We start from the raw sequence: 15868 nt of genomic DNA, 5'->3' as shown, positions 1-15868 counted from the left end.
GGCAGACCCCGCCGGGACCCGCAACTCATCGGTCGGCCGCGGCACGGCGGCCGGGCGGCCGCTCAGCCCGCGTTCGGCGAGAACACCCCTGCCGTCGGGCCCTGCTTGTCGCCGCCCTGCGCCTTCTTCAGCGCGTTGGCGAGGCTCTCGATGGTGAGGGACTGGAGGATGACGCTGCCGTTGCCCTCCAGGGTGGCGAGCGAGAGTCCCTCACCGCCGAAGACGGCGTTCATCAGCCCCTGCCGGTTGAGCCCGCCGATGCGCTGGACGCCGTACTGGATGCCCTCCTCGAAGGCGACGACGCAGCCGGTGTCGACCTCGATGCGGCCGCCGAAGTCGGCGGGGTTCAGGTCGATGAAGTTGCCCGCGCCGGCGATGATCACCGTGCCCCGGCCGGTGAACTTCTCCAGGACGAAGCCCTCGCCGCCGCTGCGCCCGGTCCGGCCGCCCTGGAAGGCGATCCCGAAGTCCACGGTCGACTCGGCGGCCACGAAGGCGTCCTTCTCGGCGAACCACGCGCGCGTGCCGTCCAGCTCCAGGGCGCGCATCTCGCCCGGCAGCACGCCCGCGAAGCCGACGGTGCCCTCGCCGCCGGTCGAGGTGAAGTACTGGAACGCCAGCGATTCGCCGGCCAGTGCGCGCTGGCCGGCCTGCATGGCGGTCCCCATGGCCTGGCGCAGCATGCCGCCCATGCCGCCGCCCGGGCCGGACTGCTGAGCGCCACCGCCGCCCGAGGGGCCGGAGAGACGGGTCTCCATGGTCACGTTCGTGGTCTTGAAGAGGAACTTCCCGGCCTCGCAGTACACGGTCTGGCCGGGGGTCAGGTTCACGACCGCCATCTGCATGGCGTTGCCGACGATCTCTAGCTGAAGGGTCACGAAGAGGGAACGCAGGAAACGGAGGTGAGAGTTCCGCACAGGTCGGTGTCCGTTCGCCGCCAGCACCGGGACCGCCCGCCCGCTGGGATGGACCCATGACGACAACGACTTCACAGACGACGACCGCGCGGGAGTCCCTGCGCGGCAAGGTGGCCCTGGTGACCGGCGCGAGCCGCGGTATCGGCGCGGCGACGGCGGTGCGGCTCGCCCGGGAGGGCGCGGACGTGGCGATCACCTATGTGCGGGGCAAGGAGGCGGCGGAGGCCGTCGTACGGGAGGTGGAGGCACTCGGGCGCCGCGGGCTCGCCCTGCGGGCGGACTCCGGGGACGCGGCGGAGGCCGCAGGAGCGGTGGACCGGATCGCGGAGGCGTTCGGACGGATCGACGTGCTCGTCAACAACGCGGGAATCGGGGTGCTCGGCCCGCTCGACTCGCTGTCCCTCGCGGACGTCGACCGGGTGCTCGCCGTGAACGTGCGCGCGGCCTTCCTGGCGTCCCGGGCCGCGGCCGCGCGCATGGAGCGCGGCGGGCGGATCATCACCGTCGGCACGTGCATGACGCAGCGGGTGCCCGGCCCGGGCGGCACGCTCTACGCGATGAGCAAGTCGGCGCTGGTCGGGCTGACGAAGGCGCTCGCCCGGGAGCTGGGCGAGCGGGGTGTCACCGCGAACATCGTCCATCCGGGGCCGGTCGACACCGACATGAACCCGGCGGACGGACCGTTCGCGGCGGGACAGGTGGCGATGACCGCGGTGGGACGGTTCGGCTCCGCCGGTGAGGTGGCGGCGATGGTGACGTTCCTCGCCGGAGCCGAGGCCGCCTACGTCACCGGCGCCGAGTTCTCCGTGGACGGGGGACACGCCGCGTAGGCCGACCCCCGGGGGTCGCTCGATCCGGCCGGGCGTGCCGCTCGGACCGGCTTCGGGCGTGCCGCCCGGTCGGCCAACCCCCGGGGGGCGGCGCCGGGTGCGGCCGAGGGTGTGCCGCTCGGCCCCCTCCGGGCGTGCGCTCAGCCCCGCTCCGGGCGTGCCACTCGGCCCGACCGACCCCCGGGGGCCGCGCCGGTTCCGGCGCGGGGTGCGCCGCTCTCCCCCTCCGGGCGTGCGCTCAGCCCCGCTCCGGGCGTGCCGCTCGGCTCGACCGACCCCCGGAGAGCCGCGCCGGGGTCCGGCCGGGGCATGCCGCTCGGCCCCGCTCCGGTCATGCCGCTCGGCCCGGGCGACCCCTGGGGGCCGCGCCGGTTCCGGCTCGGGGTGTGCCGCTCTCCCCCTCCGGGCTTGCGCTCAGCCCCGCTCCGGGCGTGCCACTCGGCCCGACCGACCCCCGGAGAGCCGCGCCGGGGTCCGGCCGGGAGCGTGCCGCTCGGTCGGCCAACCCCCGGGAGGCCGCGCCGGGTCCGGCCGGGGCATGCCGCTCGGCCCCGCTCCGGGCATGCCGCTCGGCTCGGCCGACCCCTGGGGGCCGCGCCGGTTCCGGCGCGGGGTGCGCCGCTCTGCCCCTCCGGGCGTGCGCTCAGTCCCGCTCCGGGCGCGCCGCTCGGCTCGACCGACCCCCGGAGAGCCGCGCCGGGGTCCGGCCGAGACGTGCCCCTCGGCCCCGCTTCGGGCGTGCCGCTCGGCGCCGCTCCGGGCGGTGTCCAGCCCCGGCTCAAGCAGGGATTCTTCGCCCCGCGCCCATGCCCCTCTCCGGGCCGGGGGCTCCGCCACGGACCCCGCTCCTCGAACGCCGGAGTGGCCGGAATGCTGCGGTCAGCCGCCCAGTTCCTGGTGGCGGGTCGTGAGGCGGGTGGTGCCCTTCTCCGTGAGGGAGCCGAAGAGCCGCAGCCGGGAGATGCCGCCGTCGGGGAAGATGTCCACGCGCGCGTGGGTGGCGACGGCCGGCCCGTCGAGGACGAAGCGGTGGTTCGTGTCGGGCTGGAGGCGGGTGCGCGGGAGGATCTCCGTCCACCCGCCCTTGCCGTCCGCGTCGCCGGGGCCGTCGGGGTCGTTCCTGACGGAGACCGAGGCCCAGCCCGCGGAGTTGCCCTTCAGGTACGCCGTGTCGATCTCGATGGCGCGGATCTCCGCCTGCGCGGCCAGCCGGTAGCGGATCCAGTCGTTGCCGTCGTCGCGGCGTCGGCGGGTCTCCCAGCCGTCGTCCATCTTGCGGGAGCGGCCCGGCTGGATGGTGTTGGTGGCGGGCGAGTAGAAGCGGTCGGACGCGTCCTCGACCTGGCCGCCGTTCTCCAGGGCGACGACGTCGAACGCGCCCAGTACGGACAGCCACGCGGGGTCCGGCACGACCTCGCCGTACACCCGCAGGCGGGCGATGCCGCCGTCCGGGTGCTGGTTGACCCGCAGGTGGGTGAAGCGCTGTTCCACGGAGACCGCGAAGCCGTTGGCCGCGTGGCCGCCGACCGGCGTGCGGGGGACGAGCGTCGTCCACTTCACGTCGTCGCCCAGGAGTTCCGCGGGGGACGGGGAGCCGGGGACCGAGGTGCCCTCCACCGAGACCGCCTGGGGGTAGTTGCCGCGGAAGTGGGCGGTGTCGACGACGACGCCGCGTACGACACCGGGGGCGCCGAGGCGGACGAGGGCCCAGTCGTGGTCCTCGGCGGTCGGCCACGGGTGCCCGGCCGAGGCGCCGCGCCTGCGGCGGGTCTCCCAGCCGTCCATGATCTTGCCCTTGTGCCCGAAGCGCTCGGGGTCGAACTCCGCGGGTCCGGGCACCAGCAGGTTCTCGCGCTCGGCGAAGAACTCGTCGTTGGCGGCGATGACACCGGCGCCCAGCCGGCGGTCGGCGAGGTCGGCGTACTGGGTGAAGGGGAGGTCGGCGCTGCGGTAGTCCGCGTACGGGTCGCCGCCCCCGTAGGGGTTCGCGTCGCCGGTGAAGCCGGTAATCGCCGTCACGATGATCAGGTCTGCCTTTCGGTCGGGAGTCGGCCGCTGCGGGTGCGGGCGCGCGGAGTCGGTCAGGGGTGCCGGGCGAGAAGCTGCCCGGCCGGCTCGGTGAAGCGGCCGTCGGCCACGATGCGTTCGCCGCGCAGCCAGGTGGACTTGACGACGCCGCTGAGGGTCCTGCCCGCGTACGCGGTGACCCGGTTGCGGTGCTGGAGCCGGGCGGGGTCCACGGTGAACGTCTCGTCCGGGGCGAGGACGGCGAAGTCGGCGTCGCGGCCCGCCTCGATGGCGCCCTTCTGGCTCAGTCCGGCGAGCCGCGCCGTGCGGGCCGACATCCAGCGGACGACGTCCTCAAGGCCGTGGCCGCGGGTGCGGGCCGCCGTCCACACCGCGGGCAGGCTCAGCTGGAGGCCCGAGATGCCGCCCCACGCGGTGGCGAAGTCGTCGGTCTTGAGGTCGGCCGTGGAGGGCGAGTGGTCGGTGACCACGCAGTCGATGGTGCCGTCGGCGAGCGCCTGCCACAGCAGGTCCTGGTTGGCGGCCTCGCGGATCGGCGGGCAGCACTTGAACTCGCTGGCTCCGTCCGGGACTTCCTCGGCGGTGAGGGTGAGGTAGTGCGGGCAGGTCTCCACGGTGATCCGCACCCCCTCGGCCTTCGCCGCGGCGATCAGCGGCAGGGCGTCGCTGGACGAGAGGTGCAGCACGTGCACGCGCGCGTCGAGCCGCTTCGCCTGCGCGATGAGGTTCCCGATGGCGGTGTCCTCGGCGTCCCGGGGGCGCGAGGCGAGGAAGTCGGCGTACTTGCGGCCGCCCTTCTGCGGGGCCGCGGCGAGGTGGTGCGGATCCTCGGCGTGCACGATGAGGAGCCCGCCGAAGCCGGCGATCTCCGCGAGGGACTGGGCGAGCTGTTCCTGGTCGAGCTCCGGGAACTCGTCCACGCCGGAGGGCGAGAGGAACGCCTTGAAGCCGAAGACGCCCGCGTCGTGCAGGGGCCGCAGGTCCTTGACGTTGTCGGGCAGGGCACCGCCCCAGAACCCGACGTCGATGTGCGTCTTGGGGCGGGCGACGTCCTGCTTGGTGCGCAGGTTGCCGACCGTGGTGGTCGGCGGGAGGGAGTTGAGCGGCATGTCGACGAGGGTGGTGATGCCACCGGCGGCCGCGGCGCGCGTCGCCGTCCAGAAGCCCTCCCACTCCGTGCGGCCGGGGTCGTTGACGTGCACGTGGGTGTCGACGAGGCCGGGCAGCAGGACGTCGTCGCCGAAGTCCTCCAGCCGGGCGCCGGGCGGTACCTCGGCGTCGTGCGCGCGTACGGCCGTGATCTTCCCGGCGGCGACCGCGACCGAGGCGGCGCGCGTCCCCTCGGGCGTGATGACGCGTGTCGAGCGCAGCACCAGTTCGACGTCGGACACCCGGACCCCTCTCTCTGCCGCTGTTCACTTCCGCGGGACGGAATTCAACGTTCTGTTGAAGGAGTCTTCACTCCCGCTCCCGCGCCGTCAAGGGCCCCCTTCTCCACTCTGCGCCCGGCCCGCCCCACTCTGTACGTTTCCACAAGGCGGAATTACAATTTCAGGAAGCAGAACGTAGCTACGCACAACCGGGGGGTCGACCGACCGCCGGGTAGGCTGCGTCCCTGCCTGCCTGCCCTTGAAAGGACCGCGCCGTGCCGACGTCCAGCGCCAGCGACGCCCCCGCACAAGCCGCCGCCAAGTCTTCCGCCGCCAGCGGTGGCGTCCAGTCCCTCGAGCGCGCCTTCGACCTGCTCGAACGGATGGCGGACGCGGGGGGCGAGGTCGGTCTGAGCGAGCTCTCCGCGAGCAGCGGGCTGCCGCTGCCCACCATCCACCGCCTGATGCGCACACTGGTCGCCTGCGGCTATGTGCGCCAGCAGTCCAACCGGCGCTACGCGCTCGGCCCCCGGCTCATCCGCCTCGGCGAGTCCTCGGCGCGGCTCCTCGGCACCTGGGCCCGTCCCCACCTCGCCCGGCTGGTCGAGGAGACCGGGGAGACCGCGAACATGGCGCTGCTCGACGGGGACGAGATCGTCTACGTCGCCCAGGTGCCGTCCAAGCACTCGATGCGGATGTTCACCGAGGTCGGCCGCCGGGTGCTGCCGCACTCCACGGGGGTGGGCAAGGCCCTGCTGGCGCACACGCCCGACGACGAGGTGCGTTCACTGCTGGCCCGCACCGGCATGCCCGCCGCCACGGAGAAGACGATCACCACGCCGGACGGTTTCCTCGCCGCACTGGAGGAGGTCCGCCGGATCGGCTACGCGGTCGACGACAACGAGCAGGAGATAGGAGTCCGCTGCCTCGCGGTCTCCGTACCGAACTCCCCCACCGCCGCCGCGATCTCGATCTCGGGCCCGGCGGGCCGCGTCACCGAGGCCGCCACGGAGAAGATCGTCCCCGTGCTCCAGCAGGTGGCGACGGAGCTGTCGGAGGTCCTGACGAGCGCGGGCCCGCCCGCCTGACCGGATCCCGCCCCCGTCTCCCCCACCGCGCCCGCCTCACCGAGCCGGGCGCGGTGGCGCGTCCCGGGGTGTGGCGCAGCCCGGGGATTGCGCAACCCGGGGGCGCATTCCGGGGGTTGCGCGCCCCTACCGCCCCGGCGGCGCCCCGAAGAGTTCCACCGCTCTGCGCACGTCGGCGAGGCCGGCCGCCAGGGCGCTGACCGAGCCGATGGCGCCGGCGATCAGGAGCAGGGCGCGCCGCAGTCGCACGACCTCGGGAGCGCCGCCGACGGCCATGGCGGCCAGCGCCGCGAGCTCGTCCTCGGCTGTGCAGCGGTCGGGGAACTCGGCGGGAAGCGCGGCCAGTTCACGACGCAGCCGCGAGACGGCGCAGTGCAGTTCCGCCACCCTCGGATCCTCGTCGCTGCCGGCCACCGGTTTCTGCCCCAGGCTCCGCAACACAGCTCTCCCCCCTCGCACGCCCTTGTGCGACGTCCCGCGTCCCCTCGGCTCCAACTCCCCCCGCGGCACGGGCCGGACGCCGGGGGCGCGGGCCAGTAAACGCCACCCGGTACGGCGGGCGCCACTCCACGGACGGAAATTCGCCGCGCGGACATCCCGCGCCCCGCACGGTTGCGGGGCGGGCCCGCGTGGCGTCGGGTATGCAGGGGGGATGACGGAGAAGAAGGAACGGGTCGCGGGCCTGCTGCTGGCGGCCGGGGGCGGACGCCGGCTCGGGGGCCGGCCCAAGGCGCTGCTGTCGCACCGCGGACGCCCGCTCGTCGAACACGCGGTCGATGTCCTGTGGGCGGGCGGGTGCAGCCGCGTCCACGTGGTGCTGGGGGCGCGGGCGGCCGACGTCCGGGAGCGGGCCGCGCTGGACGGGTGCGTGCTTGTGGACAACCCCGAGTGGGAGGCCGGGATGGGCACGTCGCTGCGCGCCGGCCTCGGGTCGCTGGCGGACAGCGGAGCCGGGGCGGCCCTGGTCTCACTCGTCGACCAGCCGGGGATCGGACCCCGGGCGGTGGCCCGGGTCCTCGCCGCGTACGCGTCGCCGGCAACGCTCGCCGCGGCCTCGTACGGCGGAGAGCGCGGCCATCCGGTGCTGTTCGGCGCCGGGCACTGGGCGGGCGTCGTCGCGTCCGCCACCGGGGACCGCGGGGCGCGCGCCTACCTCGCGGCCCACCGGGACGAGATCACGCTCGTCGAGTGCGGTGACGTGGCGCAGGCGTACGACATCGACACCGAGGCGGACCTCGTCCACCTGGAGTGAACGGGGTGGCACCGAGCGCCACCTTCTGTCGACCCGGAGAATCTCGACATCAACAAACCATTGAACTTCCGCCATGAGGAAACTAGTATCCACTGCTCAGAAGCGCCTGGTTGTTCCGAGGGCGCCGTCCGCCGCACCCTGGGCCCCTGGCACCCAGTGCCGCGGCGTAGGCGCTCCGCACGTGGTTCGCTCGGGTGGTTCGTGAGAAGCCGTACCGCGTGAGAAGCCGTAACCCCCTCGTACGTAGCTCGCTGAAGGAAGTGACAGCTCATGTCCGCACCAGCGCCGTCCCCGCTGGCCATCGTCGACGCCGAGCCCCTGCCCCGGCAGGAGGAGGTCCTCACCGACGCGGCCCTCGCCTTCGTGGCCGAGCTGCACCGGCTGTTCACGCCCCGGCGCGCGGAGCTCCTGGCCCGCCGTGCGGAGCGCCGCGCCGAGATCGCCCGCACCTCCACGCTCGACTTCCTCCCGGAGACCGCCGCGATCCGCGCGGACGACTCCTGGAAGGTGGCCCCCGCTCCGGCCGCGCTGAACGACCGCCGGGTCGAGATCACCGGCCCCACCGACCGCAAGATGACGATCAACGCCCTCAACTCGGGCGCCCGGATCTGGCTAGCGGACTTCGAGGACGCCTCCGCTCCCACCTGGGAGAACGTGATCCTCGGCCAGCTCAACCTGACCGACGCCTACGAGCGCCGCATCGACTTCACGGACGAGCGCACCGGCAAGTCGTACGCGCTGAAGGACAACGCCGAACTGGCGACCGTCGTGATGCGTCCGCGCGGCTGGCACCTGAACGAGCGCCATCTCGTGGACGGCGACGGCACGCCCGTCCCCGGCGCGCTCGTCGACTTCGGCCTGTACTTCTTCCACAACGCGCGGCGGCTCCTCGGCCTCGGCAAGGGCCCGTACTTCTACCTGCCGAAGACGGAGTCCCACCTGGAGGCGCGCCTGTGGAACGACGTCTTCGTCTTCGCGCAGGACCACCTCGGCATCCCGCGGGGCACCGTCCGCGCGACCGTCCTGATCGAGACGATCACGGCGGCGTACGAGATGGAGGAGATCCTCTACGAACTCCGCGAACACGCCTCCGGACTGAACGCGGGCCGCTGGGACTACCTCTTCTCGATCGTCAAGAACTTCCGTGACGGCGGTGCCAAGTTCGTCCTGCCGGACCGCAACGCGGTCACGATGACCGCTCCGTTCATGCGGGCGTACACCGAACTCCTCGTGCGTACCTGCCACAAGCGCGGCGCGCACGCGATCGGCGGCATGGCCGCCTTCATCCCCTCGCGCCGCGACGAGGAGGTCAACAAGGTCGCCTTCGAGAAGGTCAAGGCGGACAAGGACCGTGAGGCGGGCGACGGTTTCGACGGCTCCTGGGTCGCGCACCCCGACCTGGTCCCGATCGCCATGGAGTCCTTCGACAAGGTCCTCGGCGACCGGCCGAACCAGAAGGACCGGCTGCGCGAGGACGTGTCCGTGGCCGCAGGCGACCTGATCGCGATCGACTCGCTCGACGCCCGGCCCACGTACGAAGGTCTGGTCAACGCCGTCCAGGTCGGCATCCGTTACATCGAGGCCTGGCTGCGCGGTCTCGGCGCGGTCGCGATCTTCAACCTGATGGAGGACGCGGCGACCGCGGAGATCTCCCGCTCGCAGATCTGGCAGTGGATCAACGCGGGCGTCGAGTTCGAGAACGGCGAGAAGGCCACACCCGAGCTGGCCCGCAGGATCGCCGCCGAGGAACTGGCCGCCGTCCGGGCCGAGATCGGTGACGAGGCCTTCGCCGCCGGCAACTGGCAGCAGGCCCACGACCTGCTGCTCCAGGTGTCCCTGGACGAGGACTACGCGGACTTCCTGACCCTGCCGGCGTACGAGCGGCTCGTCGGCTGACTCCCCCGCACGGCACTGCGCCCCCGGTACCGCACAGCACCGGGGGCACGGTCGGGTCCGCGGGTCACCTCTCCGGTGGGGTCACGGGGTCAGGGCTTCCTTTCGAGGTGCACGGACCAGTCCTGCTCGGCGGCCGGTCTGCCGTGCAGGTCCGGGACCCGCTTCAGCCAGTCCGGACGGCCCCGCCGCGTCCTGGCGGCGCGGCGGGCGTCCTCGGCGGCCAGCTGTTCCCGGGTCGGGAAGCCGGTGGGCAGCCAGGCGGCGGAGGCCCGCACGCGGGCGGCGAGATAGCGGACGTAGGCCTCGCGGACCTCCTGAGGGCCGGTGAAACCGGGCTCGTCGGCGAGCCAGACGTCCGGCACCTCGGCCGTGACGGTGCGCAGCAGCTCCTCGGTCACCCGGGGGGCGAGCTCGGCGTCGGCCGCCCGCAGGTCCGGCGCGAAGGCGCCGAGCGCGTGGTGGCGGAAGTCGTAGGCCTTCTCCGGCGCCGACGCGTCCCAGCGGTGGTGGAAGACGAGGGCCGCGCCGTGGTCGATCAGCCACAGACGGGGCGGTGCGACGCCGAGCGTGGGCCAGACCATCAGGTTCGAGCTGTGCACCGTCCGGTCGACGTTGGCCGTGAGGGCGTCCAGCCAGATCACCCGGCCCGCCTCCAGCGGGTCGACGGGGAACTCCGCGGCGATCTCCGCAGTGAAGTCCCGGCCGCCCGACAGGTAGTCCATGCCGAGGTTGAGTCCGGCGCTGGCACGCAGCAGGTCCTGGACCTCCTGGTGCGGTTCGTGCGCGGCGACCGCGGGGTCGAAGTGCGCGAGGACCAGCTCGGGGATCCTGAGGCCGAGGGCACGGCCCAGCTCCCCGACGATCACCTCGGCGACCAGCGCCTTGCGGCCCTGCGCGGAGCCGGTGAACTTCACGACGTACGTCCCGAGGTCGTCGGCCTCGACGACTCCGGGCACGGAGCCGCCCGCCCGCAGCGGGGTCACGTATCGGACGGCGGTCACTTCGCGCAGCACACGGCAACTGTAGATCAGCCGGTCGCGGGGGCCGTGGGCATTATCCGGGGCCCGGACCGGAGGCGTTCTCCGGCGGGCCGCCGGACGTGTCCCGGGCCAGCGGGTTCGGGAGCGGCAGATAGCGGGCGTCGGCGCCGTCGGCGCCCGTCCAGCGCAGCAGCAGGTTCGTCTTGCCGGGGAGGGCGGGGGCGGCGAGGAGTTCGCGGATCTCGGGGAGGCCGTGCTCCGTGTCGTAGCGGGTCAGCTCGCTCCGTACGGCGGGCCACGGGTCGGTGCCCGGGTGCCGTTCCGCGAGCAGGGCCGCGAGTTCGGTGAGGTGGTTGACCAGCAGGCAGTACACGAGCCGCTCCCATCCCGCGGCGCGGGACACCTCGCCCAGCAGCTTGACGCCCTCCGCGTCCCGGAACAGCGCCTGCACGGGCATGCCGTCCGCGTCCACGGCGACGAGCGTGTTCTGCAGATGCGCTTCGAGGACGACACCGTGGCGTGCGAACGCGTCGAGGACCGGCGGCACGACCTGGCGCAGGTATGCCGCCCACCAGGCGCGGGGGTCCTCGGTCCGGTCGAGGGGGCTGCCGTCGAACCCCTCCACCAGGGCGGCCGCGAGGAGCGGTGTCGCGCCGGGCAGGACGTGCTCGCGCAGCCCGTCGCGGACGAGGACGGCGAGTTCCTCGAAGGCGAAGTCCGCGGTGCGGTAGCCCCGGTCGGACAGCCAGGCGGCGGGCCCGTCCAGGGCGGCGAACGCGGAGGTGACCACCGCGTCCGTGCGGCGCAGTCTCAGCAGGTCGTGGCGCCACAGGCGGCGGATGTCGTTGGTGATGCGCACGTCGAGGCTGAACTTGAGGAAGAGGTCGTCCCCGGGGGCGTACAGCGTGCGCACGGCGGCCGTGGGCCACAGCGGGCGGGCGGTGCGGCCGAGGCGCAGGAGCCGGCCGTCCGCGAGGGCGTCCCGGATCTCGGGGCGGGCGGCGACCAGGTCGAGCTGCCAGGGGTGCGCGGGCAGCAGCCGGTAGCCGGCCGGGGCGGTGCCGAGGGCGTCGAGTGCCGCCGGGTCGCCGTCCTCGGCCACCGCGTCCTCACGCACGGCGAGCAGCTCCAGCGGGAACCGGGCGTACGCCTCGGGCGCGTACGGCAGCCAGGCGGCGACCGGACCGCCGCCGCGCGCCTTCGGGGCGGGGTGGTGCGGATGCCCGGTGACCAGGGACTGCTCGGAGCGCCGGTACAGGTCCTCGGGCGGCTGCGTGCCCGCGCGTGCGGCGAGCAGCGCGGCGACCGCGTCGTGGCTGTCGGTCATCTCGGCGGGCAGTTCGGAGTTGGACAGGCCGGTGAGGCGGCGCAGCTCCTCGGCCGTGAGTTTCACCAGTTCGGCGTGGGTCAGCCGGTGCCAGGCGCCGTTCGCGCGGACCTCGGGGCACGCGGGCCGGCGGGTGCCGCGGACCCGCAGCAGCCGGCCGCAGCCGCGGAGCCGGTACACGCCGGAAGCTCCGGCGGGCTCCGCGGCCTCGCGCAGCAGACAATTGAGCAGCGGCGCGGCGGCATACGCGTCGGCCGCCTCCGCCATGTCGTCCGGGGAGGGCCGGGGGTGCAGGGGATCCACGCCGTCCATTCGTTCCCCACGTTCCGTACGGTGCACTGTTCTCCGGTGATCAGTATGACCGTGTGTGATCAGCGCGCGTGCGCACGGGCGGTCCGTCCGTCGTCCGTCGCCGGTGGTCGCGACGCCGTCCCCGTACCCAAGGAGCCCGACCGTGCACCGTCCCTCCCGGCCCGAGGCCGAGTTCGCCGCCGACCTGGACGCCGTACGCCCCGATCTGTCGGCGCCGTACGCGGCGGGGCTGCCGGGTGCGCGGGCGGCCGTCCTGTCGCGGCTGTGGCGCGCGCTGGTCCATGAGCCGCTGCCGTGGGTCGACGGCCGGGAGCAGGGCCGCGACGACGTCACGGTCCGGCTCGCCGACGGGCGCCGGCTGTGCGGGCCGCTCGCCGACCCGTACGCGACCACCGCGTACGCGCCCGAAGTCCGGCTCGACGGGCGGCCGTACGACCGTCCGGACGAGCTGATGACCGCCCTGGGGGTGGCTCACGGGCAAGACTTCGCCGCCGAACTCGCGCACAGCGTGGTCTCGTTGGCGCTGTCGCGGGCGGGCCGGCCGGCCGCGGACCGGCCCGCGGAGACCGGCTGGGAGTGGGAGCAGCGGGTGGTGGACGGCCACCCGTACCACCCCAACTGCCGTTCCCGGCCCGGATTCTCGGTGGCCGAGCAGCTCGCGTACGGGCCCGAGCACGGGCCGCTGGTGGAGCTGCGGTCGGCGGCCGTGGACGACTGTCTCGTCACCGGCGAGTGGCCGGACTGGCTGCGGGACGGCGGGCGCGTCCTGATCCCGGTCCACCCCTGGCAGGCGGATCACGTGCTCGACACCCCGAGCCACAAGGGGCCCGTCGCCCATCCGCTGATGTCGCTGCGCACGCTCGCCCTCCCGGACGGGCCGCACGTCAAGACCGCCCTGAGCGCGCGGCTGACCTCCTCCGTGCGGGACATCTCGGTCTATTCGATCACGACGTCCGAGACCGTCTCGGCGTTCATGGAGAGCGTCGCGGCGCGCACGGACGGCCTGCTGGACGTCACCCGCACGCTCGGCGCGGCCACCTCCGGGTTCCCGGACCTGGCCGCCGTGGTGCGCGAGTCCCCCGAGACGTACGCGCGCGAGGGCGAGCGGGTCGTCCCGGTGGCCGCACTCGCGACCACCGGGCTGCCCCGGTCGGCGGCCTGGCTCGCCGATCTCACCCGGCTCGCGCTGACCGCCTGTCTGCGCCTGCTCGACCTGGGCGTCGCCCTGGAGGCGCACGGCCAGAACCTCCTCGTCGTCCTCTCCCCCGCGGGCGCCCCGCTGCGGCTCGTCTACCGGGATCTCGCCGACATCCGGGTCAGTCCGGCCCGCCTCGCCCGCCACGGCATCCCGGCGCCGGAGCTGTCCGGACGGATCGTCACGGACGACGAGACCGCCCTGCGCCGCAAGCTGTTCGGCTCGCTCGTCGGCGGCGCGCTCGGCGCGACGGCGGGCTCCTCCGCCGTGCTGCGCGAGGCCCTGTCCACCGCCGTACGGGACCTGCCGCGCACCCCGGATCTCGTCGCACTGCTCGAAGAGCCGCTGCCCACAAAGGCGTTGACCCTGATGCGGCTGTCCCCTGACACCTCCGGCGATCTGTGGGCGCTGCTGCCCAACCCGGTCTCCGGCGCGGGCGCCGCCACCCGCTCGTTTTGAAGCGCGGCACCTTTGCTCAATAGGATCCGCCGATGATCACAAGACAACGGCTGGCGGCGGGAATCTGCGCCCTGCTCGCCGCCCTGACGGCCGGGGCCGCCTTCCCGGCCACAGCGGCCGCCGGTGAACCGGCGGAGCAGGCCGCTCCCAAGGTCGAACTCGTGCTGGACGTCAGCGGTTCGATGCGGGCCCGGGACATCGACGGCGGGTCGCGGATGGCCGCGGCCAAGCAGGCCTTCAACGAGGTGCTCGACGCGACACCCGAGGAGGTCCGGCTCGGCATACGCACGCTCGGTGCCAACTACCGCGGTGACGACCGGAAGACGGGCTGCAAGGACACCGAACAGCTCTACCCGGTCGGACCGCTGGACCGGACGGAGGCCAAGACCGCCGTCGCGACGCTCGCGCCGACCGGCTGGACGCCGATCGGGCCCGCGCTGCGCAAGGCGGCCACCGACCTGGACGGCGGTGACGGCACCCGGCGCATCGTCCTCATCAGCGACGGCGAGGACACCTGCCAGCCGCTGGACCCCTGCGAAGTGGCCCGCGAGATCGCCGCCAAGGGCATCGGTCTCACCATCGACACGCTCGGGCTCGTGCCCGACGCCAAGACCCGCGACCAGCTCAGCTGCATCGCGGACGCCACCGGAGGCACGTACACCTCCGTCCGGCACAAGGAGGAACTGTCCGACCGTGTCGGCCAGTTGGTGGAGCGGGCCGCCGACCCGGTGGTGACGCCGGTCGCCGTGGACGGCGCCGACGCCTGCGCGAAGGCGCCGACGCTGAAGTCCGGCCTCTACACCGACCGCGAGGAGTTCGGGCAGCACCGCTGGTACCGCGTGGACGTCGAGCCCGGCAAGGAGCTGCGCGCCTCCGTGAGCGTGGCCGCCGACCGACAGGTCAACCCGGACCACGGGGTGCTGCTGCGCGCCGTGACCGTGCACGGGCGGGAGATCGTCCGCGGCGAGGCGGCGGGCAACGGCCGCACCGACGTCGTGTCGACCGGTCTGCGCTACCCGAAGGCCGAGAGCGACGACGAGGACGCGCCCGCCGAGGCCGTGTGCCTCCAGGTGTCCCACTCCTTCTCGGCCGCCGGTGGCGTGAAGACCTCGCCCGGCCTGCCCCTCGAGCTGACGGTCGACGTCGTCGACGGGCCCGACGGAGCGGACGACGTGGCCGCCTTCGGGCTCGGGCGCGGCTGGTGGCTGCTCGGCGCCCTGGTGCTCACCGGCTTCCTCGCGGGTGTGCTGTGGGGCTGGATCTCCCGCTGGCGGGTCGCGGTCTGGAGGACCAACTGATGCGTATCGCACGTGTATTGACCGCGGCACTGTTCATGCTCGGCGTCGCCGTGTCCCCGGCGCTCGCCGATTCCACGCCCTCGGCGAGCCCGTCGGCCGACGGTGACGCGCCCACGGAGGCCGGTACGTCGTTCCGTACGGCGACCGAGGTCGACCAGGGTCAGGACGCCACGGCCGGCGGGTCCACCGGCGACTACCTGTACTGGTCGTACCCGGCGGACGCCGGCCAGCGGCCCACCGTGAAGGCGACGGTGAAGCTGCCCGAGGCGTCCACCCGGCACGCCGCCCAGACCTGGCAGATCGACGTGTACGACGGGCTGCGGCGCCGGCAGGCGTGCCAGTACGGGGCGCAGACGCGCACGGCCGCGCAGGACGCGGCGACGGTGGAACTGTCGTGCACCCTGCGCACGGTCCGTGCCTGGTCCGAGACGTGGGCCAACGACCCGCTGCCCGGCACGTACTACGTCCGGCTGACCGTCCTGGACCTCCAGGTGTCCGACCTGGGGCTCCCGGTCGACGCGGAGGTCCGGGTCGACGCCAAGGACATCGGCGGCTCCGCCGCGGTGGACGGGTCGCTGGGCCGGCCGCTCGTCCCGGGGATCGCGACGGCCTCCGAGCGGTCCGGCGAGGACTCCGATTCGCCGACGGCCGTGCTGTCGTCGATCGAGCCCGACGACGGGTGGGCCTCCGGCTGGTGGACCGACCGGTGGGCGTGGACCGCGGCCGGGGGCGTCCTGGCGGCGCTCGCCGGGGTCGGGGGGTACACGCTGACGCGCGGCTCGGGCCGGCCGTCCCGGGTACCGCCGGGCGCCTGACCCGCCGGAGCCTCCCCGCAGGAGACGCCGGGCCCGGGGGGGGGGGGGGGGGGGGGGGGGGGGGGGGGGGGGGGGGGGGGGGGGGGGGCGTCCGGGCTCCT

General features: G+C 74.1%; 13 protein-coding genes. 7 read left to right on the top strand and 6 right to left on the bottom strand.

Annotated features, from left to right (window positions below):
• Positions 1 to 62: 62 nt before the first annotated feature.
• Positions 63 to 878 carry an AIM24 family protein gene (locus AC069T_RS14490; RefSeq protein WP_478783056.1) on the bottom strand — a complete coding sequence of 272 codons (816 nt, stop codon included), beginning with the start codon at positions 876 to 878 and terminating at the stop codon, positions 63 to 65.
• 95 nt (positions 879 to 973) lie between these two features.
• Between AC069T_RS14490 and AC069T_RS14485 the strand changes: the two genes are divergently transcribed.
• Entirely contained in the window at positions 974 to 1747 is a 774-nt protein-coding gene (locus AC069T_RS14485) for an SDR family oxidoreductase (protein ID WP_478783055.1), read from the top strand.
• An 879-nt stretch (positions 1748 to 2626) separates the two neighbouring features.
• On the opposite strand, the gene alc is transcribed toward AC069T_RS14485, so the two are convergent.
• Both alc and allB read right to left on the bottom strand, forming a co-directional pair.
• Positions 2627 to 3766, bottom strand: a complete 1140-nt coding sequence (gene alc / locus AC069T_RS14480; protein WP_478783054.1) for an allantoicase — start codon at positions 3764 to 3766, stop codon at positions 2627 to 2629.
• 62 nt (positions 3767 to 3828) lie between these two features.
• Complete coding sequence (gene allB / locus AC069T_RS14475) at positions 3829 to 5166, bottom strand: allantoinase AllB (protein WP_478783053.1); 1338 nt, start codon at positions 5164 to 5166, stop codon at positions 3829 to 3831.
• A 254-nt stretch (positions 5167 to 5420) separates the two neighbouring features.
• Between allB and AC069T_RS14470 the strand changes: the two genes are divergently transcribed.
• Complete coding sequence (locus AC069T_RS14470; protein ID WP_478783052.1) at positions 5421 to 6233, top strand: IclR family transcriptional regulator; 813 nt, start codon at positions 5421 to 5423, stop codon at positions 6231 to 6233.
• Positions 6234 to 6359: 126 nt separating this feature from the next.
• On the opposite strand, the gene AC069T_RS14465 is transcribed toward AC069T_RS14470, so the two are convergent.
• Complete coding sequence (locus tag AC069T_RS14465) at positions 6360 to 6674, bottom strand: DUF5955 family protein (RefSeq protein WP_478783051.1); 315 nt, start codon at positions 6672 to 6674, stop codon at positions 6360 to 6362.
• Positions 6675 to 6885: 211 nt separating this feature from the next.
• Here AC069T_RS14465 and AC069T_RS14460 point away from each other — a divergent pair, with 211 nt between their 5' ends.
• Together AC069T_RS14460 and aceB are read left to right on the top strand one after the other, a co-directional pair.
• Positions 6886 to 7485, top strand: coding sequence for a nucleotidyltransferase family protein (locus tag AC069T_RS14460; RefSeq protein WP_478783050.1), 600 nt, complete (start codon positions 6886 to 6888; stop codon positions 7483 to 7485).
• A 270-nt stretch (positions 7486 to 7755) separates the two neighbouring features.
• Positions 7756 to 9381, top strand: a complete 1626-nt coding sequence (aceB, locus tag AC069T_RS14455) for a malate synthase A (RefSeq protein WP_478783049.1) — start codon at positions 7756 to 7758, stop codon at positions 9379 to 9381.
• Between the two features lie 89 nt (positions 9382 to 9470).
• Here the strand turns inward: aceB and AC069T_RS14450 are convergent, their stop codons facing one another.
• On the bottom strand, positions 9471 to 10394 hold the full coding sequence (locus AC069T_RS14450; protein ID WP_478783048.1) for a HipA family kinase: 924 nt from the start codon (positions 10392 to 10394) through the stop codon (positions 9471 to 9473).
• A 40-nt stretch (positions 10395 to 10434) separates the two neighbouring features.
• Positions 10435 to 12000, bottom strand: coding sequence for an IucA/IucC family protein (locus tag AC069T_RS14445; protein ID WP_478783047.1), 1566 nt, complete (start codon positions 11998 to 12000; stop codon positions 10435 to 10437).
• 142 nt (positions 12001 to 12142) lie between these two features.
• Here AC069T_RS14445 and AC069T_RS14440 point away from each other — a divergent pair, with 142 nt between their 5' ends.
• The 3 genes from AC069T_RS14440 to AC069T_RS14430 are packed head-to-tail and all read left to right on the top strand — an operon-like array spanning position 12143 to position 15767.
• The gene (locus tag AC069T_RS14440; RefSeq protein ID WP_478783046.1) at positions 12143 to 13654 is read left to right on the top strand and encodes an IucA/IucC family protein; all 1512 of its coding nucleotides are present in this window, start codon (positions 12143 to 12145) and stop codon (positions 13652 to 13654) included.
• A gap of 32 nt (positions 13655 to 13686) precedes the next feature.
• Positions 13687 to 14952, top strand: a complete 1266-nt coding sequence (locus tag AC069T_RS14435; protein WP_478783045.1) for a VWA domain-containing protein — start codon at positions 13687 to 13689, stop codon at positions 14950 to 14952.
• Positions 14952 to 15767 carry a hypothetical protein gene (locus tag AC069T_RS14430; protein ID WP_478783044.1) on the top strand — a complete coding sequence of 272 codons (816 nt, stop codon included), beginning with the start codon at positions 14952 to 14954 and terminating at the stop codon, positions 15765 to 15767. Before AC069T_RS14435 ends, AC069T_RS14430 begins: the two co-directional genes overlap by 1 nt.
• Positions 15768 to 15868: the final 101 nt, after the last annotated feature.

The organism is Streptomyces sp. NPDC043867, from assembly GCF_056435845.1.
This window is presented reverse-complemented; position numbering and strand designations above follow the sequence as displayed.